The following is a 23,240-nucleotide window of genomic DNA, read 5'->3' on the forward strand; positions in this document are numbered from 1 at the left end:
GAATGCCTGCTGTCGTTCGGATTTTTGTATAAGGGAAAGTATTGCATTTACTGTCAGGCCTCCAGATGCTGAAGCCGGATTCCTAAATGCCAATCCATTAAAAACGCTTCCGACTATCACGTGTGATAATCGGAAGCGTTTTTTATTCTTCAGAGACCGGTTTCCCGACCTCTTCCATTATTAATGATCTTGTTCATGTTCTTCCATCTGCATGTCGCCTCCACCGCCGTCATGGTTGTGGGAGAAACCAAAGGACATTGTCCAGACAGATCCTGCTATAATAACAGCTGCAATGAAAAAGGCATGAAGCATGTTGCCTACCTGCAGGCCGCCGCTTTCCGTTTCTGTTAAATGCATGAACATAAACAGTTGGATGAAAGCCTGGATGACTGCCATCACCATGATAGAAATGATAATCCAGTGAGTGGGAAGGTCGGAGCCAAGCGCCGCCCAGGCCGCAGCCAATGTTAAAACCAGGGAACCAAGAAATCCGACGATGTGCTTTTTAGGGAACTTTTCGTTCTCTGCGCTCATTTAAACCACCATCCCTATCAGATACACACTCGTGAAGATAAAGATCCAGATAACGTCCAGAAAGTGCCAGTACAATCCAAGAACAAATGTCTTCCGGGATGTGACCTGGGTCAAACCACGCTGTTTGAGCTGTATCATCAGCAGGACAGCCCAGCATATCCCCAGTGTAACGTGAAGGCCGTGGGTTCCGGTCAGAACAAAGAAGCTGGACCAGAAAGCACTGGATGGCATCGAGGCTCCTTCATGGGCGTAATGGACAAACTCGTAAATTTCAAAACCGAGAAATCCAAGACCCAGAACGAGAGTTATACTAAGCCACGTCAACAGCCCTTTCAGTGAACCCCGGCGCATTTCATGAATCGCAATGCCGCATGTGAAACTACTTGTTAAAAGCAGGAAGGTCATAATGAGTACCATCGGAAGTTCAAACAGTTCCTGCGGCGTGGGTGCATCCGCCGTGCGGCCGAACAACACGGCAAATGTGCCAAAGAGAGTCGCAAATAATGCAATTTCCGCCCCCAGGAACATCCAGAACCCAAGAATTGTCATTCTACCTTCATGGGACCGGTATTCCAAAGGGCCTGTCGTCAATTCTGAGTGGCCGCTCATTTTTCTCCCTCCCTTGCTTTTTCTTCCGTTTCTTTAATTTCTTCCACCGACACATGGAAGCCGTCGTCATAGTCAAACGAACGTACGACCATGCAGGCAAGTATTCCGATTAAACCTGCAATGGCTACAATCATCCATTCCCAGACGAGACCAAAACCGGCTACGAACATAAAGGCCGACATGATAAATGGAACACCGGAGTCACTCGGCATATGAATAGGTTCGAGTTTCTCCTTATCATATGTCGTTCCACCTTCCTGTTTCATCTTCCAGAAGGCTTCCGGACCGGTTATCTCAGGCACGGTGGCGAAGTTGTAGAACGGTACCGGTGTGGTAGTCGCCCACTCCAGCGCGCGGCCGTCCCAGGTATCTCCGGTTTTTTCACGCTCGCTGTAACGGAAACTGTAGTAAATATTGTACACAAACACAAGAAAGCCAACAGCCATCAGGACCGCGCCAACAGTAGAAATGACATTGAGCGGCATCCATTCCGGCTCTATCGAATACGTCCGCCGCGGCATTCCCATGAAACCAAGGAAATACATCGGCAGGAAGCAGACATTAAATCCGATGACAAATAACCAGAAACTGATTTTACCCAGCTTTTCATTCATCTTATGGCCGAACATTTTCGGATACCAAAATGTCAGGCCGGCAAAACAGCCGAACACGGTTCCGGCGATCAGCACATTGTGAAAGTGGGCAACAAGGAAGTACGTATTGTGATACTGATAGTCCGCTGCTGCCATCGCGAGCATAACCCCTGTCACTCCGCCTATCACAAAACACGGAATAAAGCCGAGAGACCACAGCATCGGCGTATCAAATCGTATTTTCCCTTTATACATCGTGCCAAGCCAGTTGAATATCTTCACTCCGGTAGGCACAGAAATCAACATGGTTGTTATCGAGAAGACAGAGTTTACGCCTGCGCCGGCACCCATCGTAAAGAAGTGGTGCACCCACACAAGGAAACTGAGACCGGCAATAATAACCATCGACCAAACCATCGCTTTGTAACCAAATAGCTGCTTACGGGCAAAAGTGGAAATCACTTCGGAGAAAATACCGAAAGCCGGCAGTATGACGATATACACTTCCGGGTGACCCCAGAGCCAGAAAAGGTTGGCCCACATCATCGGCATACCTTCACCTGTCAACGTGAAGAACTGTGAACCGAAAATACGGTCAATCGTCATCAGAGCCAGTGCCACCGTCAAAATCGGGAAGGCAAAGGTAATAATGAAAGATGTAATCAAGCTCGACCATGTGAAAATCGGCATCCGCATCATTTTCATACCCGGAGCACGCATCTTCAAAATGGTGACCATGAAGTTAATTCCGGTCGCAAGGGTCCCGATCCCCGATATCTGCAGACCGAGCAGATAATAGTTAATATTGGGACCGGGATTCAGATTCGGACCGGCCAGCGGCGCATAGTTTGTCCACCCTGCATCCGGTGACCCGCCGATAACAAAGGAAAGGTTGAACAGCATCGCCCCGAACGCAAACGACCAAAAGCTGACCGCGTTCAGAAACGGAAACGCCACGTCTCTCGCACCGATCTGCAGCGGCACGACAAAGTTCATCAATCCAATGAGAAACGGCATTGCCATGAAAATGATCATGATCGTGCCGTGCGTTGTAAATATTTCGTTGTAGTGCTGTGAATTCAGAAATTCCGTATTCGGGAGGGTGAGCTGCGCACGCATCAGCATCGCATCCACGCCGCCCCGGAACAGCATCGCTATCGCAGCGATAATGTACATGATTCCGATTTTTTTATGATCCACTGTCGTCAGCCATTCACGCCACAAGTATCCCCATTTCTGGAAATACGTCAGAACAAACACTATGGCGATGGAGACGAGGACAATAGATACCATAGCTCCATAAATTAACGGATCCCCCGTTACCAGGAACTCATTCAGCAGAAAGTCCATCACTGTTGCTCCCCCGCTTTCTTTATACCTCTGTTAATCATTTGCCACATCTTCTCCGCCTTCAAGAGCAGGAATGTCATCAAATGCATCGGTTCCGTGGCGTTGAATTAAATAGTCACTGCCGTCCATGCTGCCATGATCCACGTATTCGAGATGCGTCGACGAGAATTCCATCTCCTGCAGCAGACCAGGTGCAAGCAGTTCATCATACTGGTTCTGGGTCAACTCCGGAGCGTTCTGCTTTGTTTCTTCCACCCAGCTTTGAAATTCTTCAGCGGGCTCTGCATGAACATCAAATGTCTGCTCCGCAAAACCAGTGCCTGTAAAGTTGGAGTTTCTCCCTTCATATGTTCCTGCTTCATCAGCCTGGAGATACAGCGTTGTTTCCATACCGGCCATATTGTACTTCTGACCGCCAAGAGCCGGAATCCATAAGGATGCCATGGAATCCGCAGATGAGAGCTTGAATTCTATCGCACGATCCGTTGGAATATGAAGATAGTTGACGGACTCAATATCCTGCTCCGGGTAACTGAAGAACCATTTCCAGTCCGCTGACGTTGCATGAATCACCAAAGGTTCTTTATCACTTGAAGACTCCGGTGGTTCTTCCAACTGATAAATGGTAATGACAGTCGGGATGGAAAGAGCAGTCACAATAATAAGTGGAACGACTGTCCATATGATTTCAAGTTTCGTATTACCTTCATGTTCCGGGTCGTAGTCTTTATTCTTGCGGTTGGGACGTTCCCTGAACTTAACCAGCATATAGGTCAAGGCAACCATCACCACAACAACAATGACCAACATCATGATAATGGAAAAAATGATAAGATTCTTCTGGCTTTCCCCGACCGGACCCTTTGGATCAAGAACCGGCACGGAACAACCGGCGGTCAACATCAGCAACAATGCAGCAGCCAGCAGTATGCTGTACTTCCCCCATTTATTTTTCAAGGCGTTCCTCTCCTTTCTGAAGCATCGTTCAGGAATTCACTTCACGGTGTTTCCTACATGATAGCAAATCCCCGCCCCTTGGCGTACATACCCGTTTAGATGTCATATAAATCTCACGGGAATGTTTCAAAATCAACACAAATTAGTCATAAAACGTTCAATGATGCCGTTTTCACGGTGTTTCTCCTTTTTTAAGCCCACTTTTTCCACGTATAAACAGCGGGGTAACCTTCACAAAAGAAAGAGACTTCCGGCAGCGGGGAAGTCTCGCAGCATCTATCCTGCTTTTTTTTCCGCAGGCTTTCGATTCCGCCGGGCTGTGACGGAACGGGACCACGTAAAAAGAATAAGACCGGCCCATACAATAAGGAATGAAATCAGCTGCTGATGGCTGAACGGTTCCTCAAACAAAAACACTCCGAGCAGCAACATGATCGTCGGTGCAACGTACTGCAGAAATCCCATCATTGAAAATGTAATCCGTTTTGCACCGGCTGCAAACAATAAAAGCGGAACGGCTGTCGCCGCCCCTGCTCCCATGAGCAGTAACATATCTGAATTAGCGTACGAAGAGAAGCCCCTGCCGCCTTCCTTCCATATCACCAGGAAAAGAAGCGCAAACGGAGTCATCAGCATCGTTTCGGTCGTAAGACCTGCCCAGGCGCCGACGGGAGTGATCTTTTTAATCAACCCGTAAAATCCAAAGCTCAGCGCCAGCCCAAGCGCCGCCCATGGAACATAACCGTAATAAAGAGTCAGCATAACCACTCCGGCCGCAGCAAACAGAAACGCTGCTGCTTCTGTTTTTGATAATCTTTCTTTCAAAAAAACGGCCGCCAGGATAACGTTGATTAATGGATTGATATAATAGCCAAGGCTTGCTTCAATCACACGATCACTATTGACTGCAAAAATAAAAATAAACCAGTTTACACTGATTAAAATGGAAGCAACCGTAATGGCCAAAGCTGTCTTCCGGGAAGCGAACGTATTCTTTATTTCCAGCCAAACCCCTTTGAACATACCCGCACAAACCACCACAGCCGACATGAAAACAAGCGACCATATAATCCGGTGGGCAAGAACCTCAGAGGCCGGTACGTCCCCGAGAAGTTTCCAGTACAAAGGCAGAAAGCCCCACAATAAATAAGCAGATATTGCTGCTGCAACACCAAGTCCCTGCTGTTTTTCTCCCACCTGCATCCCCTCGATTCTGTTTTCTCTTTCTTTCCATCATTAGTATATAACATCCGGCCTCTCCGGCGCGAATAAAAAACCCGGTGCCTGAGCGGCAGCCGGGATCATTGTGATACTACGAAAACGTCGGTATACGGGATATTATTTTTCTTCCAGACGACGGATACGTTCATCCAAAGGCGGGTGGGAGGAGAATAGTTTCATCATCATCGGTTTACCGTTGATTTTCATCGTCTGCAGGGATGTCTGGCTGTCATCCACCATGTCGGCACGGGACTGAAGTGCCTGCAGGGCTCGTTTCATTTTATCTTTCCCGGCTAGATCGGCGCCGCCTTTATCCGCATGGAACTCCCTGTAACGGGAATAAGCATTGACAACAATACTTCCGAGTATCGAAAAGAGAATCTGAAAGACAATGATAGCCGCAAAGTGTACCACCATCTGCATCGCCTCATTCTGAACGAAACGGGACACAATCGAAGCGACAATTCTTGAGAGAAATACGACGAAGGTGTTAATCACGCCTTGAAGCAGTGTCATCGTCACCATGTCACCATTGGAGACGTGCGCCATTTCATGGGCAAGCACCCCTTCCACAGCGTCTTCATCCATCGTCTGCAGGAGCCCGCTTGATACAGCCACAATCGACCGTTTCTTTGTCGGACCGGTCGCAAATGCGTTGACCTCTCTTGAATTGTAGATGCCGACCTCCGGCATATGCATCATGCCGGAACTGCGGGCCATACGGTGGACTTTTTCCACCAGCTTCCTTTCTTCTCCTGTAGCGGTGTCAGGATCTATAACCTGTACGCCCATCAATTTTTTTGCCACAATGCGGGATATGGCAAGGGATATGAACGCACCACCGAAGCCGATTACCGCACTGAATATCAGAAGAGGCCCGTAGTTAATCTGGCCGGAAGCTGTCGCGCTCAAGCTCGGTATATGGATACCGAACATTCCCAGAATGCTGAATACAATCGTTATGGTAGTAATAATTAAAACGTTGGTTATGATAAAAAGCAGAATACGCTTTCCCACGTCTGTCTTCCTCCTTGTTTTCTTAAAGTGTCCTGTGTTCACTGTATGCTTTCACTGCATACTATAAGTATATCATGTCTTCTCTTTTTTCGCTCACCAAACGACAGGTTTGTTTAGACTTTCCTCAGATATGGGTATATATCATTATACACCAACCATACTAAACAACATAAGGAGGTCCGTATACGTATGGCATTGAATGCTGCCCAGAAATTGATAAAAGAACACCTTGTGTCCGGTGATTTGACACCTGGTGAAGAGATTTCCCTCGCCGTCGATCAGACGCTGACCCAGGATGCTACGGGAACCATGGTGATGCTTGAGCTTGAGGCGATGGGAATCGAGCGGGCAAAAACGGAAGCCTCCGCTCAATACGTCGACCATAACGTTATTCAGGAAGACAGTAAAAACCCGGACGACCACTTATTCCTGGAGAGTGCTGCCAAACGATTCGGGCTGCACTTCAGCCGTCCCGGCAACGGAGTCAGCCACCCGGTTCATATGCAGCGCCTGGCAGTTCCCGGAAAAACGCTGCTTGGATCCGACAGCCACACCTGTGCCAACGGCTGTATGGGGATGCTTGCGATGGGAGCCGGCGGCATTGACGTTACTATGGCCATCGCAGGTGAACCTTATCACGTGAAAATGCCTGAAATCTGGGGTGTGAAGCTGACAGGCGAGCTGCCGGACTGGGTTGGCGCCAAAGACATCATTCTTGAGTTCCTGCGCCGTCACGACGTGAAAGGCGGAGTTGGAAAAATTATTGAATACTACGGCCCCGGTCTTGAGCAGTTAAGCGCAATGGACCGTCATGTCATTGCCAACATGGGAGCCGAGCTCGGCGCAACCGCCTCCGTTTTTCCGTCTGATGAAGAAGTGAAACGCTTTTTGAAGACGCAGGGACGCGAAGAAGACTGGCGCGAGCTGAAAGCCGATGAAGGGGCTTCCTACGATATGGAAGAAGAGATTGATTTGTCCTCCCTTGTACCGATGATCGCCAAGCCTTCCAGTCCCGGCAATGTTGTTCCTATAACCGAAGTCGAAGGAGAACCCATTTATCAATCCTACATCGGTTCTTCGGCCAATCCGGGGTACAAAGATTTTGCGATGGCTGCTGAGATTGTAAAAGGAAAACAAATCGCAAGTGGTGTATCCTACGATATCAATCCTACGTCCCGGCAGATGCTCACCGACCTTGTCCAAAACGGTCACATCGCAAGTCTTTTGACATCAGGAGCCCGGCTGCACCAGGCCGGCTGTAACGGCTGTATCGGGATGGGGCAGGCCCCTGCCTCGGGAAGAAACAGCCTCCGCACCACACCGCGGAACTTTCCGGGACGCTCCGGAACGCAGGAAGACAGTGTTTTCCTATGCGGTCCGGAAGTAGCTGCAGCTTCAGCTCTGTACGGTAAAATTACTGACCCAAGAAAACTGGACATGGACTACCCGCGCATCACCGAGCCCGATGAGCCGACCGTTGATTTTCGTCTGCTTGAGGAGCCGCTTCCTTTTGAAAAAGCGAAGGAGGTCGAACTTCATAAAGGTCCAAATATCGCCTCTATTCCAAATATGGAGCCGCTTCCCGATGAAATGAACGTGCCGGTACTGTTGAAAGTCGGCGATAATTTATCCACCGATGAAATCCTGGCAGGAGGTGCGCGTGTCCTTCCTTACCGCAGCAACCTGCCCGAAATCAGTAAGTTCGCCTTTGAGATTTTACATGAAGACTATTATGACCGGGCGATGGATATCCGCGATACCACCGGTCATGCCATTGTCGGCGGCAGCAACTACGGCCAGGGTTCCAGCCGTGAACACGCAGCTCTTGCGCCGCGTTTTCTAGGTCTGCGGGTCGTGATCGTGAAAGATTTTGCCCGCATTCACCTGCAGAACCTTATTAACTTCGGCATTCTCCCGTTAACTTTTGCGGATGAGAATGATTTTGCTGACGTAGAAAAAGGTGATGTCATCGAATTGAATAATATTCGTGACACTCTCGGTAAAACCAGCGAGCTGACTGCCTCCCTCCAGGGAAAAGACAAAGAAATCCGTCTGCGTCATGCATTAACCGAGCGTCAAGTGGACATCATGTTAGCAGGGGGACTTATCAATTGGGTGAAAGACAAACAATAAGATAAGTCTCATGTCCCGGGAAAGGGTGCAAACGACCAATGAACATCCGTGAAAATGTTTGTTCAGCCTGTGACGGCACCGGCCTGTTGATGGATGACGAGCAGTGGAAGTATTCATGCAGCGTCTGCGGCGGGGACGGTGTATTAAAAGCCGGGGAAAGCCCCGAACCGGATGAACCGTTTGACGTAGATGAAACAAACCGTACACTGGAATAAAAAATGCCGCGGGAGATTTTTTCTCCTGCGGCGTTTTTTTATTGAAAGTATCTGAACTGCCCTTCAAAATAAAGCAGCGGTGTTTCATCCTGAACGATCAGGTTTTCCACCTGCCCGATAAACAGGGTGTGATCCCCCGCTTCGTGACTGTCATAGACCGTGCAGACAATGCTTGCAAGCGATCCTTCGATAATCGGCTGTCCTTCAAAACGCTCAATCGGGATATCCACATCCTCCTCGAGCTGTTTCGCAAAATACTGCGCGGGCTCCATTTGATCTTCACTGAGAATGTTCACAGCAAATACGCCGTTCTGCTCAATGATACGGTGGGTGTTGGCGTGTCTGCCCACAGATATCAGCACAAGTTTTGGATCCATGGAAACGGACATAAACGCGTTGGCTGTCATACCATGGACTCCGTCTTCTGTATCGGTGGTTACTACCGTTACACCTGTTGCAAATTTCCCCATCGCCGTTTTAAACAAACGGTCATCCATCCGTTATCCCCCTCTCCCTATCTTTCATCTGCTTATTACGTTACAGGGAAACCTTTTATCATGCAATGCAGGAAGATTGTCTTCTGTGTTTCTTTTGATAACAGCCGGCATTCAGTATATTGTATGTATAGAGACTCTCCTCGATGATGGTACTCATTGGTGCGGGATTGCATTCCTCTGCCGACGGAACCACCACTTCTACTGGAAAGGAGCCGGTTTCATGATACCGCAAAGATTGATCCAGCTATGCAATGAACGAATCGCCCCTTACCCTTGTGAAGGCTTTGTCTACGGAAAAGGTCCTCTTTCTCCTGTGCTTATGTTTGTCGGAGAAGCACCTGGTGAAACGGAAATACATAACGGCATACCTTTCAGTGGAAGAGCCGGCCGGTATTTTGACGGATTTCTTCAGGAACTGGGGGTGACCCGCAGCGACGTATATGTAACAAGTGCTGTCCGGAGCCGTCCCTATAAATGGGGAAAGCCGAAAGGACGGGAGGAAAGAAAGTACAACCGCACCCCGAATCAAAAAGAAATTGCCGCCCACGCGCCGATCCTCGATGCTGAGATCGAGCTCATCCAGCCTTCTATTATTGTTCCAATGGGCCGCACCGCCTATCAGCGTCTCCTCGGAAAATCCCCGCGGATGACAGAGGTAACCGGACATCTTATTGCGGCTCCGGTCCTTAAGCTGGAGAACTGGGAAACACGCTCCTACACATTTACAAATACCAACTATCAGCTGTTCCCAATTTACCACCCGGCTGCCGCGCTCTATAAACGCAGTCTTGAAACAGATATTTCCGCTCATCTGGAAAAACTGAAGCAGTATCTTCCGTGATAATGGACAATGTATAGTGAAAAATGTCTGCAATGTAAAAATAGTGGACAAATACATTCCTTTCACTCCTGAAAGTGTCTATAAATTTCAGTTATTAGACACTTCCCCGCTCAAACTGTCCATAAAAAGGAACGGCCCGCTTCGGTCCGTTCCTTTTCCTTCCTATTACTCCTTATTGTCACCGTCCGATTCGGGCTCACCTGTATCTTCTTCCTCAGAGGCCTCCTCTTCACCGGAGGTTTCTTTTTCTGCAGAAGCAGCACTTTCTTCCTCTGTCTTTTCCTGTGTCTGAGCTGCCTGCGCGAGCATTTGTGTGCCTTCCCCGCCGGCAAAGTTCTCAAGCAGTGCCTTCATGTCGATGCCGGTTGTTTCCTTTAACGTATCCTGCATCACTGCCATATTATTCGTGACGCTTCCTGCCAGGTTGGACACGCCCTGTCCGCTTCCGGTGTCGATCACTTTGACGCTGTCGATGTTATTCATCGGTTCGGAAACAGCTTTCGCAAAGTCCGGCATCATATTAATCATCATTTCAAGAACAGCAGCTTCGCCGTATTTGGACATGGCTTCAGCCATCTGTTCTTTCGCTGCCGCTTCCGCCTGTCCTTTATCACGGATAATCTGGGCTTCAGCCTCCCCGCGTTTACGTTCGGTTTCAGCCTGCGCTTCGGCATCGGCGATTGTACGGTATTTATCCGCATCAGCCTGCTGCTGGGAAGCGTACCGTTCGGCGTCAGCCTTTTTCTTCACTTCCCCTTCATACTGCTTTTCTTTCCGTTCGATTTCGATCTCTTCCAGTTCCGACTGCTTCGACAATTCGACCGCGCGTACATCCATTTCCTGCTCTTTCAGCTGCCGGTCGTTAATACTTTTTTCAAGGGCATACGCCTGATCCGCCTGCGCTCTTGCTTTTTCATTCTCCTGCTTAAAGGACGATTCCCGGATTTCATTATTTTTCCGGGCTTCGGCAATTTCGGTTTTATGTTTGTACTCTGATTCTTCGGCTTCCTTATCCATCTGTGCCTGATGAATTCTCGTTTCGCGTTCGGCATTGGACTCCGCAATATCTGCATTTTTCTTTGCCTCTGCAATGCGGGGACGTCCTAATGCTTCAAGGTAGCCATTCTCGTCACGTATGTCTTTCAGCGCAAACGATGTGATTTCAAAACCCATTTTGGAAAGGTCTTTTTCCGCCACTTCCTGCAGCTGCTCGTTAAACCGTTCCCGGCTTTGGTAGATTTCTTCGACAGTCAAAGAAGACAACGCCGAACGGAGATGACCTTCAAGGACCTCAACAATTTCCTGATCCCTGTCTGATTTGTTCTTTCCGAGAAACTGCTCGGCGAAGTTGGCAATCTGATGAAGAGAACTTCCTATCCGCACCATCGCAACGGCATCCGCGACCACCGGCACACCCTGCGACGTGTAGACTTCCGGTGTCTGCACCATAAGCTGTGATGTTGTCAGATCAACGGGTTCTGCAACCTGAACAAGCGGCTTGATAAACACACCGCCGCCCCGCACGACTTTCAGGCGGCGCCCGTTCGTCTCGTCGGTAAACACATTCTCATCGCTGCCGAGACTTTTCCCGGTGATAATCAGCGCTTCATTGGACTTCGCCGTCTTATAACTCCGTTTGAACATAATGTAGCCGATAAGGGCTGCAATAAGCAGAACAAGAATGACGACACCAGTAATAATTAAACCTAGAACATCTTGTAAAAAATTCAAATTTATACACCTCCTGAACACATTCTATACCATCATACGAACGGTGACCATTCCCGTTTCAGATATTTACTACTTTTGGCTAACAAGCAAAAGAGTCTGAGACAAAACTTCTATAAGATAGAAAAGTACCGAACGATTTCAAAAAATCGTTCGGTATTTTTCGTTGCTGAGACAAGCCGCTACGCCAAAATGCTTTGCTTTCCGCGGGCACGGCTCAAGCCTCCTCGGAAGAAAACCGCTTCCTGCGGGGTCTTGAGACTCGTGCTGTTCCCGCAGGAGTCAAAGCATTTTGGCTCCGCTGCTATACAGCTTTTGATTAGTGACCCGGAACATTCGTGTTATCTGCCGCATCATGTGCTTTTGTCCCAAACTCTTTCGTATCATTATTTATTATCCTCTGCCTCATCCTGAATTTCCTGCTGCAGTCCTTCAATGCTTTCTTCGCGCCGTTCATTTTTTTCTTCAATCTGCTGTTTTTCTTCCTCACTCAGCTCTTCGGCATGTGCTTTTTCGTAGTCTCTTGCCTCATTTTGATTCTGAAGCGTGTGACCAATCGTGTTTTCAATCCGTTCCGCGTTATTGGAACGATCATCTGGTTTAGCCATAGATACGCCACTCCTTCCAAAAATTCAAGAATTTCAAGTTTAGTATTAACAGTTCAAAGACCACCTATGTAAAATGGGGGGCATCGACAGCTTATCGATAACGTATATATCTTTTAATCCAGAAGAAAAAGGGAGTGATCACATGGAAAAATGGCTTACCATGGACACTTGGCTGGGCAGTCTCGTTGAATTCAGCACTACTATCTTATGGACGTACTTACTTGTTGGACTTTTGTTACTTTTAGGTTTGTTTTTTACCATAAAGACTCGTTTTGCCCAATTTACGATGCTGAAAGAAATGGTTGCTCTTTTGATCCGCGGCACAGACCGCTCTGTTTTTAAAGAAAAAAAGGGAACAACCCCGTTTCAGGCGTTCACCCTCAGCACGGCTGCAAGGGTAGGGACGGGGAACCTGGCAGGTGTAGCGATTGCTATTACCGCGGGTGGTCCGGGTGCTGTGTTCTGGATGTGGATCATTGCGCTGCTCGGCGCCGCCACGGGATTTGTAGAGAGTACATTAGCTCAAATGTATAAAGTGAAAGTGAAAAACGGCTACCGCGGCGGTCCGGCCTATTACATGGAAAGAGCTCTTGGCATGCGGTGGATGGGAATTTTATTCGCGATTCTGATTACGTTGTGTTTTGGTCTCATTTTTAATGGTGTTCAATCCAATACCATTTCGCAGGCATTCACAGGAGCCTATGATGTAAAAGGGATTTGGGTCGGGGCTGCTGTTGCTGTCATGATCGGCTTCGTTATTTTTGGCGGCATACGACGTATTGCTGTCGTAAGCGAAATTATCGTTCCCTTCTTTGCCGTCCTTTATATTATTGCCGCAATCATCATTATGATCATGAATATAGGGATGCTGCCGGAGGTCGTTTCCCTTATCGTCACGAACGCTTTCGGTATTCAAGAAATTGCCGGCGGCGGTTTGGCAGCGGTCATCACAAATGGTGTGCAGCGTGGTCTATTTTCAAATGAAGCCGGGATGGGGAGTGCTCCCAATGCCGCTGCGACCGCTCACGTAAGCCATCCGGTGAAACAGGGACTTGTACAGACACTCGGCGTATTTACCGATACACTGATTATCTGCAGCTCCACTGCGTTTATCATCGTCCTCGCCGGCGTGTATACTTCCGGTGAAACAGAGGGCATTCAATTAACTCAGATGGCTCTTGAAATCCACCTGGGAGGATGGGCACAAACCTTTGCGGCGCTTGCGATTTTCTTTTTCTCCTTCAGCTCACTACTGGGGAATTACTATTACGGCGCCAATAATATTGAATTCATTTCCGAAAACCCTGTGTATATTTACATTTTCAGAGCCGCCTTTTTACTCATGGTTCTCCTTGGATCCATAAGCAGTTTGGAATTAATCTGGTCCCTTGCTGATGTTTTCATGGGATCGATGGCTCTGGTGAACCTGATTGCCATAGCGTTACTAACAAAAACAGCTATGGCAGCTCTTAAAGATTATCAGCGCCAGCGCAGGCTCGGTTACGATCCGGTGTTTTACAGTAACAGCATCCCGGGACTGCAGAACCTGGATGCCTGGGAAGAAAAAACGGACACAAAAGAAGCGGACAATGACGAGAGTTGATGAAAAGGAGTCTGGGACAAAACAAGAAATAGACAGTTAAAAACGAACGTTTTAGGTGACACGCATCCTGAACGTAGTCAAAATAGGACTTCTCCTGCTCCGAACAGCACGAGGCACGGGCTCTTTGCTGCGTTGGCCCGTTCGTTGTCCCGCTGAACGCAACGTAGATTCGTTCCTGATGACGTTTACGGGGGGACGAAACCCTCTAAAGTGCCTCATGAACCATGTCCAACGACGTTTAAGAGGCTGCGTGATCCCCTGAAGTGCCTTATGACACATTCCCAACGAATTTCCGTCCCCTCAACCTGAACGCCACAAACACGTAAAAGCAAAGTATGTTGGCTGAGCGTTGTGTCTCAAAAATGAAGAATGCCGAACGATTTTTCTAAATCGTTCGGCATTCTTATTTAATAAAGGCTTTGTCCCAGACTCTTTTCTTTATGGTTCTTGGTATGATTTTTTTCCCAAATTCGAACAATCTCTTCTACATACTAGTCTAAAATCATATACCATGATATTCTAGTTGCAGGTTATATCCTTTGGTGAATACTGACACATATTAGAAGAAAATACTCTAGAGAGGGGGATCTTGTCATTTTTTATAAAAAAGTCACATATTCCATGATGGCAGCAGCCCTGTCTTTCTCTGTCATTCCGGCATTTTCGGCGGAGCATGCCGAAGCGTCCGACCGCTATGCAGATGTAGACAACGGGTACTGGGCCGAAGAGGAGATTGAATACTTAACCGAGCAGGGAGTCGCCGATGGAGATGCTTCCGGGGATTACCGGCCGGAACAGCCGCTCACCAGAGCCCAGGCCTCCATCATGATGACAAACGCGCTTGGTGAGGGAGCACTGAATGCACCGTCCCCGACGTTTTCCGATGTTGATTCTTCATTCTGGGCTTACGGCAGCATTGAAAAAGCGGCGGAGCTGGATATATTCCAGGGGAACAATGGCAGTTTTAATCCTAACGGAGAAATCGAAAAAGCCCAGGTGGCGGCCGTTATTTCGAGAGCATTCTTTGATCAGGCCGCAGAACCGGACACGGCAGGCAGCTTTTCAGACATAGACAGCGATTTCTGGGCGGAGGAATACATAGCCACTCTCGCTGATCAGGGCATTGTACAGGAAAGCGGCTCATTCGATCCTAATGACTCCGCCACCCGCGCTGAATTCTCTGCCTACCTGGCAAGAGCCATGGAAGAAACGATGCAGTCGAGCGGAAATGGAAACTCGTCATCTTCCCCGGATGAAGAAGACTTTTCGGATGAAAATGTGATGTACAAAGGCGAAGTCGATGCCGATACTCCACTGAATGTCAGATCAGGTCCCGGCACCGGCAACCAGGCAGTCAATCAACTGTCGGATGGAACAAGTGTGGACGTTTACGGCAGGGACGGTGACTGGCTGAAGATAGAGAATGCAGGAGACTGGGCTTATGTCCACGGCGCCTATGTAACAACAGCGGACAACTCCGAAGAGGACAACACGTCTGAAACACCGGATGAAGACACGAATGAGTCCCCTTCAGACGATGTACAGGGCAGTGTTATTTCTGCAGCCAAGGTAACGGTGAATGACCTTAACGTACGGACCGAAGGCAGTACGGATGGAGATGTCATCACCAAGCTGCAGAGCGGCGATACCGTTGATGTATATGAACATACCGGAGAAGACTGGGCCCGTATTGATTACGGCAGCGGGGAAGGATACGTCCACCGCCATTACCTGCAGGAAAAAGAACCCGGTGCGGATGCACTCGAAGACCGCACCATCGTCATTGACGCCGGCCACGGTGATCACGATAACGGAGCCAGCGGAAATGGCCTGATTGAAAAAGAAATGAACCTCGACGTGGCCCTGGAAGTGGAAGAACGCCTTGAAGAAGCCGGCGTGGACGTTGTGATGACCCGCGATGATGACACCTTCCTTGGGTTGAATGAGCGGGTTGACGTTGCTGAATCCGTCGATGCTGATGCTTTTGTAAGCATTCATTCCAATGCTTACAAGCAATCCGCCCACGGGACGGAAGCCTTTTATAACGGGAGCCACAAAGCATCTGAAAGCCGCGCGCTGGCATCTTCCATCCAACAGGAGCTGGTCAAACAGACCAGTATGACCGACCGCCGTGTGGCCGATGCAGGATTTGTCGTTATTGAAAACACGACCATGCCAAGCAGTCTTGTCGAACTGGGCTTTTTGACCAATCCAAGCGATGCTGCACAGATGAAAAAGGCAGATTATCCGGATAAAGCAGCCAATGCCATTTTCGACGGTATCGACAACTATTACAACTGGTAAACGAAAAAAGCACGGTTCCTCTCGGTCATGCAGAGGAACCGTGCTTTTTTTTGTGTCTTTCATAGAGTTGTTCCATGTCCTCCAACCGGTCGTGAAGAGAAAGGATAACATAATAAACGATAATTTCTTTCGAGAACTGATGATGGTACCTGTACGAAATCATATCCGGATGCGTCTCCTGAATATGCCAGAAATGATGATCCACTTCAGAAATAAGGTCATGATGTTCCGTTGATACCACGTGTTCCGGATGCTGGAGAACCGTAATAATGGATTGAAAAGCCCTGCTGCACAATTCCTTCTCCCCTTCGTGGAAGCTGTCCTCCACTTCTTTGAGCACAAACAGGCTGTTAATGTGATAAACCATTCGTTCGAGCGCCTCCAGGCGGCGGTTCTCATAAGTGAAAAAATCAATATATTTTGCACTGTAGCGGTGGTATTTCCATTCTTCGCGTTGATAATAGGCGAGGTCTTCGGCGCGGTTCACTTCTTTTTGCAGCTGCTGAAAACGCTGCCTCGTCGATTTAGCGGCTGGTTTGTCTTCACATAATTCCCGGGTGCGTTTTTCAAGCACCTCGGTGATTTCTCTCATAATCTTTTCATTTTTCTCAGCAATCAGTTCCGAAAAACGCGGATGAAGAATGGAAAAATTCACGACCGCTGAGACGATAAGGCCGATCGTTGTCGTCCCCGCCCGTTCCACAAAAGATAGAAAGTACGTCCCTTCGGTTCCGGGTATCATAGCGACTGCCGTCAATGTAGCCACCAGCGTCCCCACTTCCAGGTGAAGCAGGTTGCACGCATAAATGGTGAATACAGCCGCTATAGCATAAGACGCTGCATTATGCCCGAAGATCGACACGGCCGTTACAGCGAGTGCTGCCCCGATGAGGGTCGCTGGAAACCGTTTGATCCCTTTTCGTATCGATGCTGCCGCCGTAGGTTCGAGCGTGACGATTGCCGTAATAACAGCGAACGCAGCCGGAAGATTGAAAAAATGACAGATAAGTGCCGCCACATAAACGGCAATGCCTGTCTTGATCAGTCTGGCTCCAATAAACTTATATTGCTTTTGTCGTATCTTTTCCAACATGAATAAGGCCCACTTCAATCGTTTTAATGCCATCATATCATAATTGAAGAAGCTGTTCATCTCCATCTCCGGGGTCGTATTTTCGTTTTCCACCTATTAAAATAAGAGCAGACCTATTAGGAGAGGAGGCAGCGTATGTGGTGGTGGAAATTCAGTCACGAAGGTCCGTCGTTCACGTGGATGGGGCCGGCACACCTCATGGTATTTCTAACCATGGCGGTTCTGTGCGTTCTGTTCATTATCTTTCGCAGACGCCTGCGCCATACGAAAGCAGACCTCTTCATAAAAACTTTGTTTCCTGCGGTATTTCTGCTGGGAGAGTTGTCTTATCAGGTGTTTCTGATTTCAAATGGAGCGTGGGATGCTTCTCATTCTCTCCCTCTTCAATTAAGCAGTTTCGTCTGGATCACAGCCGTTCTGTCCTTTTTCACATCCCGCCGCATATGGTTTGAGATCACCTTTTTCGCAGGAGCTTCAAGCGCTTTGTTGACGATTCTCACACCAGACCTGGCCGATTACGGCTTTCCCCATTATCGTTTCTTTCACTTTTTTATCACCCACGGTCTCGTCGTTGCCGCGGTCTGTTATATGGTTGTCGTGGAGAAACGAAAGCTCTATTGTTCGTCCATTTTCCGCACATGGGGAGTCTTGAATCTGTATTTAGTGTCGGTGGCGTGCGTCAATCTGCTGACAGGCGGAAATTACATGTACATCATGGAAAAACCGGTCCAGACCACATTGTTTGACTGGCTGGGGGCCTGGCCCTATTATCTTTTATCCCTTGAAGTCGTGGCTCTTGCTGTGTTTTCCGGGATGTATTATGTGTACAACATCATACGTTCGTGCCGCAGCATCCGCCTTAAGCAAAAAAGATGAGGTTCAGCGCGGCGAGCGTAACAATCAGCCCTGCAAATCGTTTGATATGATGCTGGGATAAATGTTTGAACCATTTCATACCGAGCCTGGATCCGATAATGACACTCAGCACACCGATCACAAAATACAGCAGCAGATCCATGTGAATATCGCCGCTGAACCCATGCATAAGCAGCGTCGTAAGGCCGGTGACCAGAAACACGGCCTGAATATTGGCTGTATATTCGTATTTGTCTTTACATACCATCAGAAAATAAAACACAAAAAAAGGACCGCCGACAACGAACACACCGCCGATAAACCCTCCTAGTACGCCCATACTGATCGGAATAGCCGGGTTTTCACGGCGTTTTTCTGTATCAGGGTTTTTCTGAAAGAGAATGAAAAATACCATGCCGATCAGTACAATACCCAGCACCTTTTTTAATTCATCCATCTCACCAAAGTTATGCAGCACAAAGTACGCGCCGAATCTTCCGGCAACCGCCGCTCCGAGTAATAAAGCCAGACGGCGGATATTGATACGTGGATACACTTTCAAAAAAATCGTCAGGCAGGTTACCAGTGCCAGTGCCATAACGAGCAGGGTGCTGTCTTTCACCGAGAATAAAAATGGAAGAAAACTCATCGCGAACAGGCCGAAACCAAATCCGCTAGCCCCCTGAATAAAACTGCCGATAAATAGTACAACGAAAATAACGATAAGTTCTGTAAGCATAGATGCCATAAAACCTTCTCTCCTGCGGAAATCTTGATATGTTTCCTCATTGTACCATGATTCCCTGAAAGGAACACGGTTATGAATTACGCTGTTCAAGTGGGAAGAAAGAGTATGCCGTCATAAGCAGCAGAGAAAGGCGGCGGGTTGGAGATTCATGCGGCGGTGGATAACTACTGGCGAAAAATAACGGCGTAGTGTCCACGGATCACCGTTTTGTGGACACTACGCCGCTGAAATCTGGTATTAGTGGATGCGGACTGAAACCAATGGACACTACCTGCCGGCGGGGAACTCACAATGTCCATGAACATTACTTCCGTGCACACTTTGCATGCACACCGGCGGTTTAGTGTCCACGGCGTGTCACAACCCCTGGAGATACACTTCATGATGTTCTTATTCTTGTTGCTCTGTGGCGTGGCCGCCGAATTCATGGCGCAGCGCTGCCACCACCTTACCTGTGAAGGTATCGGTTTCCTGGGAACGGTACCGCATCATTAAGGACAGTGCGATGACGGGCGCCGCAGCTTGATAGTCAAGCGCTGATTCCACCGTCCATTTCCCTTCCCCGGAAGAATGCATCACACCGCGGATATCATCAAGGTTCGCATCTTTTTTAAACGCGTCCCCCATCAATTCCATCAGCCATCCCCGGATGACAGATCCGTGATTCCAGACCTCTGCCACCCCTTCATAATCATAATCAAACGGGCTTTTTTCGAGAAGTTCAAACCCTTCTCCGATCGCCGCCATCATTCCGTACTCGATTCCATTGTGGATCATTTTCAGATAATGACCGCTGCCGCCTTCTCCTGTGTGAAAATAGCCTTTTTCTACAGATAAATCATCAAAAAGCGGTTCCAGCTCTTTCTGAAAGACTTCTTTGTTTCCGCCGATCATGAAGCAGGCTCCGTGCCTTGCCCCTGATATTCCTCCGCTTGTGCCGACATCGAAGAAATAAAGGCCGCGTGCTTCCATGTTTTGATGATGTTCCATCGATTTCTTGTAGTGGGAGTTTCCCGCTTCAATAAGAATATCGCCTTCGTCCAGCAGCGGAGCTGTCTCTTCGAGTACCTCATCTGTCACCGTACCGGCTGGAACCATCACCCAGATCACTCTCGGAGCTTCCAGCTTTTGTACCAGTTCCTCTATGGAAGCAGCACCTTCTCCTCCGGCCTCCTTGAATGTCTCTACCGCTTTTGGATCGACATCAAAAGCTGCCGGCTCATGATTTTTTTCAAGCATCTGAAGTCCGATGTTATATCCCATTTTTCCTAATCCTATTAATCCTGCTTTCATATAACGTCTCCTCTTTCTTTAAACAAATAGACTGAGCAGTAATGCGACGCCAAAGCCTGTAAAACCGATGATTGTTTCCATCACGGTCCATGTCTGCAGTGTTTGTTTTTCGGTCAGTCCAAAGTAACGGTTAACGAGCCAGAAGCCGGAATCGTTCACGTGTGAAAAGACAGTGGCTCCGGATGCAATCGCAATGACAAGCAGACCAAGCATCGGTTCACTGACATCAAAGTTTTCTATAAGCGGTGCGACAAGACCCGCCGCCGTTACCATGGATACGGTCGCTGACCCCTGCGCCACACGGACAACCGTAGCTGCAATAAAGGCAAAGACGATCAGCGGCATCTGCATTCCTTTCATGCCTTCGGCGAGCAGGTCTCCGATACCGGAGCTGATCAGCATTTCACCGAATACACCGCCGGCACCGGTGACGAGAATGATAATACCAGCCGGTTCGAGTGCTTTCGTGGTAATCTGCTGAATGTCCTCTTTGCTGTATCCTCTGCGGATACCGAATACATAAAAGGCTAACAGGGAAGCCATGGTCAAGGCAACGAACGGGTGTCCTACAAAGGTAAGAACAGACCGCAATGTGCTGTCATCCGCCAAGACAAGATCAGCGGTGGTGTTCATGAGTATCATCACAAGAGGCAGCAAAATGATCAATACAATGCTCAAAAAGCTGGGGAGATCACGCGTGTCATCAAACTCATCCACCTGTTCCATCATATAGTCCGGGACATTCACTTGTATTCTATTGCCGATGAAGCGTCCGAAAACCGGACCGCCCAAAATCATGGCAGGGATACCTGCAATCGCTCCGAAAAGGATGACCCATCCAAGATCTGCATCAATGATGGAAGCCACCGATATCGGTCCGGGTGTTGGTGGTATAAAACTGTGTGTCACGGCAAGACCTGCAAGAAGCGGTATACCAAAATGCAGGAGTGACTTTTTCGTTTTCTGCGTCAAACTGTAAATAATCGGTATGAGGATAACAAGAGCCACATCCAAAAACACGGGAATCGAAATAATAAACCCGGTTAAACCAAGCGCCCATGATACGTTCTTTTCCCCGAACTTATTCATCAGGGTCACTGCCAGACGTTCAGCACCTCCGGAGACCCGCAGCATTTCACCGAACATGGCGCCAAGACCAATAATGACAGCTATAAATCCAAGGGTTCCCCCCATCCCTTCTTCAATCGTCGTAATAATTTCCCCAGGCGGCATGCCGACGGCCAAACCAACGAGCATACTGACCATGAGCAGGGCAATAAAAGCCTGCAGCTTCGTTTTCATTACCAAAAATAGTAGAGCAATAACGGCAAGAACAGCTATAACAACCAGCCATGCTGTAGATTCCATCGTAGCACTCCTTTCTTTTTCTAATCAGATGATGATAATGTTCTTTTACCGGACGCGTGTCTGCGCTGCACGTCGGAGATCGCTTTAAATTCGTCGTGCAGCCCTCTGGCCAGTCTCAGAAAAATTGGTTTGATGTCACGGTATGCTGTCACATTTTCCTCCACCGGCTGATGTTTGAGGGTTGTTTTGATAAGATCACGGACACTTGATAAATCAGGGACCATTTCCAGGGCATACATCGCGAGCCAGGCTGCCCCAAAGCAGGAGCCTTGATGACTCTCAGGAAATACAATGTCCTCCTCAAAAATATCAGCCATCATCTGCCGCCACAGTTCAGAACGCGCAAAACCTCCACCGCAGCGGTATTCCGTGGGCTGTACTCCCGATTCCGTCAATGCGATAACCACAGAATACATCTGGTACATGACACCCTCGAGTACACTCCGCACCATATGATTACGGCCGTGATTCAGCGTCAGACCAAAAAATACCCCCTTCGTATCCGAATCCCAAAACGGCGCCCTTTCTCCCATGAGATAAGGAAGAAAGACAAGACCATCTGCACCAGGCTGAATGGCTGAAGCCCGTTTCGTCATTTCATCAAACGTGCTTTCCTCTTTAGATGCCGGTGCTCCATCAAGATCCGGGTAGAGCTGTTCCTTGATCCACTGAAGGGCAATACCGCCGTTATTGATCGGCCCGCCGATCACCCATTTGTCTTCTGTCAGCTCGTAGCAGAAGATCCTTCCTTTAGGATCAAGTGTCGGCTTATCGACAACTGTCCGTACCGCTCCGCTCGTCCCGATGGAACAGGCAGCCTGCCCCGGCGAAACCGCTCCGGCCCCGATGTTGGCAAGCACTCCGTCACTTGCTCCTATTACAAATGGCGTATCGGGATCGATATCAAGTTCCTCCGCAGCCTCACGTGTCAGTCCTTTGATCCTATACGTTGCCGGTACCAGTTCTGACAGTTGATCTACCGTGATGCCTGCTGTTCTTAACGCTTTGTCATCCCACTGTTTTGTTTTAAGTTCAAACAACCCGGTTGCTGAAGCGATAGAGTGATCCACCAGGAAACGGCCGAATAATTGATAAATGACATATTCCTTAATCGATATCCACTTCGCAGCCCTTTCAAAAATGTCGGGCTGGTTACGTTGAAACCACATCAATTTCGTCAGCGGAGACATCGGGTGTACCGGCGTTCCAGTCCGGAGATAAAGCTCGTGTCCGCCGTCTTCCTTCAATTCCTCCGCTTCTTTCACCGAACGCTGATCCGCCCAGGTCACCGCATTCGTCAGTATGTTTCCACTGTGATCCAGAGCAAGAAGACTGTGCATCGCGGCACTGAACCCTGCACCGGCCACCACTGCTCCTTTTTTCTGAACCTCATAAACGACGTGTGACAACGTTTTCTTAACCGCTTTCAAAATTTCCTCAGGATCCTGCTCTTTTCGTGAAGGATCCGGTGAATACAGCGTATACTCTGCTTCCTGCTCCGCGTGTATTTCTCCATCCACGTCATATGCCAGGCATTTCGTGCTTGTCGTGCCAATATCAAGGCCGATAACTACCTGTCTGCTCATATTTATCCCTCTCATTTCTAACCTGCCAAACTGATGCGGGTTCTGATGAAAACTAAGTAAATATTTTTTCTTATAATCGAATTATAC

General features: G+C 48.5%; 20 protein-coding genes. 6 read left to right on the forward strand and 14 right to left on the reverse strand.

Features of this window, described 5'->3' with window-relative positions; genetic code table 11:
- Positions 1-180 precede the first annotated feature (180 nt).
- The 6 genes from qoxD to htpX form a co-directional block, all read right to left on the reverse strand.
- Positions 181-534, reverse strand: a complete 354-nt coding sequence (gene qoxD, locus ACFSUB_RS11110) for a cytochrome aa3 quinol oxidase subunit IV (protein WP_380713328.1) — start codon at positions 532-534, stop codon at positions 181-183.
- Positions 535-1,143, reverse strand: coding sequence for a cytochrome aa3 quinol oxidase subunit III (qoxC, locus tag ACFSUB_RS11115; RefSeq protein ID WP_380713329.1), 609 nt, complete (start codon positions 1,141-1,143; stop codon positions 535-537).
- The gene (qoxB, locus tag ACFSUB_RS11120) at positions 1,140-3,086 is read right to left on the reverse strand and encodes a cytochrome aa3 quinol oxidase subunit I (protein WP_380713330.1); all 1,947 of its coding nucleotides are present in this window, start codon (positions 3,084-3,086) and stop codon (positions 1,140-1,142) included. Before qoxB ends, qoxC begins: the two co-directional genes overlap by 4 nt.
- 33 nt (positions 3,087-3,119) lie before the next feature.
- Positions 3,120-3,989, reverse strand: coding sequence for a cytochrome aa3 quinol oxidase subunit II (gene qoxA, locus ACFSUB_RS11125; protein WP_380713643.1), 870 nt, complete (start codon positions 3,987-3,989; stop codon positions 3,120-3,122).
- Between the two features lie 330 nt (positions 3,990-4,319).
- The gene (rarD, locus tag ACFSUB_RS11130) at positions 4,320-5,246 is read right to left on the reverse strand and encodes an EamA family transporter RarD (RefSeq protein ID WP_380713331.1); all 927 of its coding nucleotides are present in this window, start codon (positions 5,244-5,246) and stop codon (positions 4,320-4,322) included.
- 135 nt (positions 5,247-5,381) lie between these two features.
- Positions 5,382-6,281: a protease HtpX gene (gene htpX / locus ACFSUB_RS11135; RefSeq protein WP_380713332.1), complete on the reverse strand. Its 900-nt coding sequence runs from the start codon at positions 6,279-6,281 to the stop codon at positions 5,382-5,384.
- A 189-nt stretch (positions 6,282-6,470) separates the two neighbouring features.
- Between htpX and ACFSUB_RS11140 the strand changes: the two genes are divergently transcribed.
- Positions 6,471-8,414, forward strand: a complete 1,944-nt coding sequence (locus ACFSUB_RS11140; RefSeq protein WP_380713333.1) for an aconitate hydratase — start codon at positions 6,471-6,473, stop codon at positions 8,412-8,414.
- A 38-nt stretch (positions 8,415-8,452) separates the two neighbouring features.
- Complete coding sequence (locus ACFSUB_RS11145) at positions 8,453-8,629, forward strand: hypothetical protein (RefSeq protein WP_380713334.1); 177 nt, start codon at positions 8,453-8,455, stop codon at positions 8,627-8,629.
- A gap of 38 nt (positions 8,630-8,667) precedes the next feature.
- On the opposite strand, the gene ACFSUB_RS11150 is transcribed toward ACFSUB_RS11145, so the two are convergent.
- Positions 8,668-9,126, reverse strand: a complete 459-nt coding sequence (locus ACFSUB_RS11150) for a flavin reductase family protein (protein WP_380713335.1) — start codon at positions 9,124-9,126, stop codon at positions 8,668-8,670.
- 220 nt (positions 9,127-9,346) lie between these two features.
- Between ACFSUB_RS11150 and ACFSUB_RS11155 the strand changes: the two genes are divergently transcribed.
- On the forward strand, positions 9,347-9,967 hold the full coding sequence (locus ACFSUB_RS11155; RefSeq protein WP_380713336.1) for a uracil-DNA glycosylase: 621 nt from the start codon (positions 9,347-9,349) through the stop codon (positions 9,965-9,967).
- 165 nt (positions 9,968-10,132) lie between these two features.
- Here ACFSUB_RS11155 and ACFSUB_RS11160 read toward each other — a convergent pair whose 3' ends face one another.
- Both ACFSUB_RS11160 and tlp read right to left on the reverse strand, forming a co-directional pair.
- Complete coding sequence (locus tag ACFSUB_RS11160; RefSeq protein ID WP_380713644.1) at positions 10,133-11,611, reverse strand: flotillin family protein; 1,479 nt, start codon at positions 11,609-11,611, stop codon at positions 10,133-10,135.
- Positions 11,612-12,081: 470 nt separating this feature from the next.
- The gene (gene tlp, locus ACFSUB_RS11165) at positions 12,082-12,303 is read right to left on the reverse strand and encodes a small acid-soluble spore protein Tlp (protein WP_380713337.1); all 222 of its coding nucleotides are present in this window, start codon (positions 12,301-12,303) and stop codon (positions 12,082-12,084) included.
- A 142-nt stretch (positions 12,304-12,445) separates the two neighbouring features.
- On the opposite strand from tlp, the gene ACFSUB_RS11170 reads away from it, so the two are divergent.
- Together ACFSUB_RS11170 and ACFSUB_RS11175 are read left to right on the forward strand one after the other, a co-directional pair.
- Positions 12,446-13,906, forward strand: a complete 1,461-nt coding sequence (locus ACFSUB_RS11170; protein ID WP_380713338.1) for an alanine/glycine:cation symporter family protein — start codon at positions 12,446-12,448, stop codon at positions 13,904-13,906.
- Between the two features lie 621 nt (positions 13,907-14,527).
- Positions 14,528-16,210 carry an N-acetylmuramoyl-L-alanine amidase gene (locus ACFSUB_RS11175; protein WP_380713339.1) on the forward strand — a complete coding sequence of 561 codons (1,683 nt, stop codon included), beginning with the start codon at positions 14,528-14,530 and terminating at the stop codon, positions 16,208-16,210.
- A gap of 25 nt (positions 16,211-16,235) precedes the next feature.
- Here ACFSUB_RS11175 and ACFSUB_RS11180 read toward each other — a convergent pair whose 3' ends face one another.
- On the reverse strand, positions 16,236-17,363 hold the full coding sequence (locus ACFSUB_RS11180; RefSeq protein WP_380713340.1) for an FUSC family protein: 1,128 nt from the start codon (positions 17,361-17,363) through the stop codon (positions 16,236-16,238).
- Positions 17,364-17,438: 75 nt separating this feature from the next.
- Between ACFSUB_RS11180 and ACFSUB_RS11185 the strand changes: the two genes are divergently transcribed.
- Complete coding sequence (locus tag ACFSUB_RS11185) at positions 17,439-18,179, forward strand: YwaF family protein (protein WP_380713341.1); 741 nt, start codon at positions 17,439-17,441, stop codon at positions 18,177-18,179.
- On the opposite strand, the gene ACFSUB_RS11190 is transcribed toward ACFSUB_RS11185, so the two are convergent.
- The 4 genes from ACFSUB_RS11190 to ACFSUB_RS11205 form a co-directional block, all read right to left on the reverse strand.
- On the reverse strand, positions 18,163-18,906 hold the full coding sequence (locus ACFSUB_RS11190; RefSeq protein WP_380713342.1) for a sulfite exporter TauE/SafE family protein: 744 nt from the start codon (positions 18,904-18,906) through the stop codon (positions 18,163-18,165). The genes ACFSUB_RS11185 and ACFSUB_RS11190 overlap by 17 nt on opposite strands.
- Before the next feature lie 390 nt (positions 18,907-19,296).
- Entirely contained in the window at positions 19,297-20,199 is a 903-nt protein-coding gene (gene gnd, locus ACFSUB_RS11195) for a phosphogluconate dehydrogenase (NAD(+)-dependent, decarboxylating) (protein WP_090925155.1), read from the reverse strand.
- Between the two features lie 18 nt (positions 20,200-20,217).
- Positions 20,218-21,567, reverse strand: coding sequence for a GntP family permease (locus tag ACFSUB_RS11200; RefSeq protein WP_380713343.1), 1,350 nt, complete (start codon positions 21,565-21,567; stop codon positions 20,218-20,220).
- A 20-nt stretch (positions 21,568-21,587) separates the two neighbouring features.
- On the reverse strand, positions 21,588-23,153 hold the full coding sequence (locus tag ACFSUB_RS11205; RefSeq protein ID WP_380713344.1) for a gluconokinase: 1,566 nt from the start codon (positions 23,151-23,153) through the stop codon (positions 21,588-21,590).
- Positions 23,154-23,240: the final 87 nt, after the last annotated feature.

Origin of the sequence: Salibacterium lacus, from assembly GCF_042684865.1 — a bacterium.
Taxonomy (GTDB): Bacteria; Bacillota; Bacilli; order Bacillales; family Marinococcaceae; genus Salibacterium; species Salibacterium lacus.

What these genes read in the sequence shown, in the direction of transcription:
- ACFSUB_RS11175 (WP_380713339.1), top strand. Translation starts at nt 14,528, where the DNA reads ATGATGGCAGCAGCCCTGTCTTTCTCTGTCATTCCGGCATTTTCGGCG.
- ACFSUB_RS11155 (WP_380713336.1), top strand. Translation starts at nt 9,347, where the DNA reads ATGATACCGCAAAGATTGATCCAGCTATGCAATGAACGAATCGCCCCT.
- ACFSUB_RS11185 (WP_380713341.1), top strand. Translation starts at nt 17,439, where the DNA reads ATGTGGTGGTGGAAATTCAGTCACGAAGGTCCGTCGTTCACGTGGATG.
- ACFSUB_RS11200 (WP_380713343.1), bottom strand. Translation starts at nt 21,567, where the DNA reads ATGGAATCTACAGCATGGCTGGTTGTTATAGCTGTTCTTGCCGTTATT.
- qoxC (WP_380713329.1), bottom strand. Translation starts at nt 1,143, where the DNA reads ATGAGCGGCCACTCAGAATTGACGACAGGCCCTTTGGAATACCGGTCC.
- qoxA (WP_380713643.1), bottom strand. Translation starts at nt 3,989, where the DNA reads ATGTTGACCGCCGGTTGTTCCGTGCCGGTTCTTGATCCAAAGGGTCCG.
- qoxD (WP_380713328.1), bottom strand. Translation starts at nt 534, where the DNA reads ATGAGCGCAGAGAACGAAAAGTTCCCTAAAAAGCACATCGTCGGATTT.
- ACFSUB_RS11160 (WP_380713644.1), bottom strand. Translation starts at nt 11,611, where the DNA reads ATGTTCAAACGGAGTTATAAGACGGCGAAGTCCAATGAAGCGCTGATT.
- ACFSUB_RS11205 (WP_380713344.1), bottom strand. Translation starts at nt 23,153, where the DNA reads ATGAGCAGACAGGTAGTTATCGGCCTTGATATTGGCACGACAAGCACG.
- ACFSUB_RS11140 (WP_380713333.1), top strand. Translation starts at nt 6,471, where the DNA reads ATGGCATTGAATGCTGCCCAGAAATTGATAAAAGAACACCTTGTGTCC.
- ACFSUB_RS11190 (WP_380713342.1), bottom strand. Translation starts at nt 18,906, where the DNA reads ATGGCATCTATGCTTACAGAACTTATCGTTATTTTCGTTGTACTATTT.
- ACFSUB_RS11150 (WP_380713335.1), bottom strand. Translation starts at nt 9,126, where the DNA reads ATGGATGACCGTTTGTTTAAAACGGCGATGGGGAAATTTGCAACAGGT.
- tlp (WP_380713337.1), bottom strand. Translation starts at nt 12,303, where the DNA reads ATGGCTAAACCAGATGATCGTTCCAATAACGCGGAACGGATTGAAAAC.
- gnd (WP_090925155.1), bottom strand. Translation starts at nt 20,199, where the DNA reads ATGAAAGCAGGATTAATAGGATTAGGAAAAATGGGATATAACATCGGA.
- qoxB (WP_380713330.1), bottom strand. Translation starts at nt 3,086, where the DNA reads ATGGACTTTCTGCTGAATGAGTTCCTGGTAACGGGGGATCCGTTAATT.
- rarD (WP_380713331.1), bottom strand. Translation starts at nt 5,246, where the DNA reads ATGCAGGTGGGAGAAAAACAGCAGGGACTTGGTGTTGCAGCAGCAATA.
- ACFSUB_RS11170 (WP_380713338.1), top strand. Translation starts at nt 12,446, where the DNA reads ATGGAAAAATGGCTTACCATGGACACTTGGCTGGGCAGTCTCGTTGAA.
- ACFSUB_RS11145 (WP_380713334.1), top strand. Translation starts at nt 8,453, where the DNA reads ATGAACATCCGTGAAAATGTTTGTTCAGCCTGTGACGGCACCGGCCTG.
- ACFSUB_RS11180 (WP_380713340.1), bottom strand. Translation starts at nt 17,363, where the DNA reads ATGAACAGCTTCTTCAATTATGATATGATGGCATTAAAACGATTGAAG.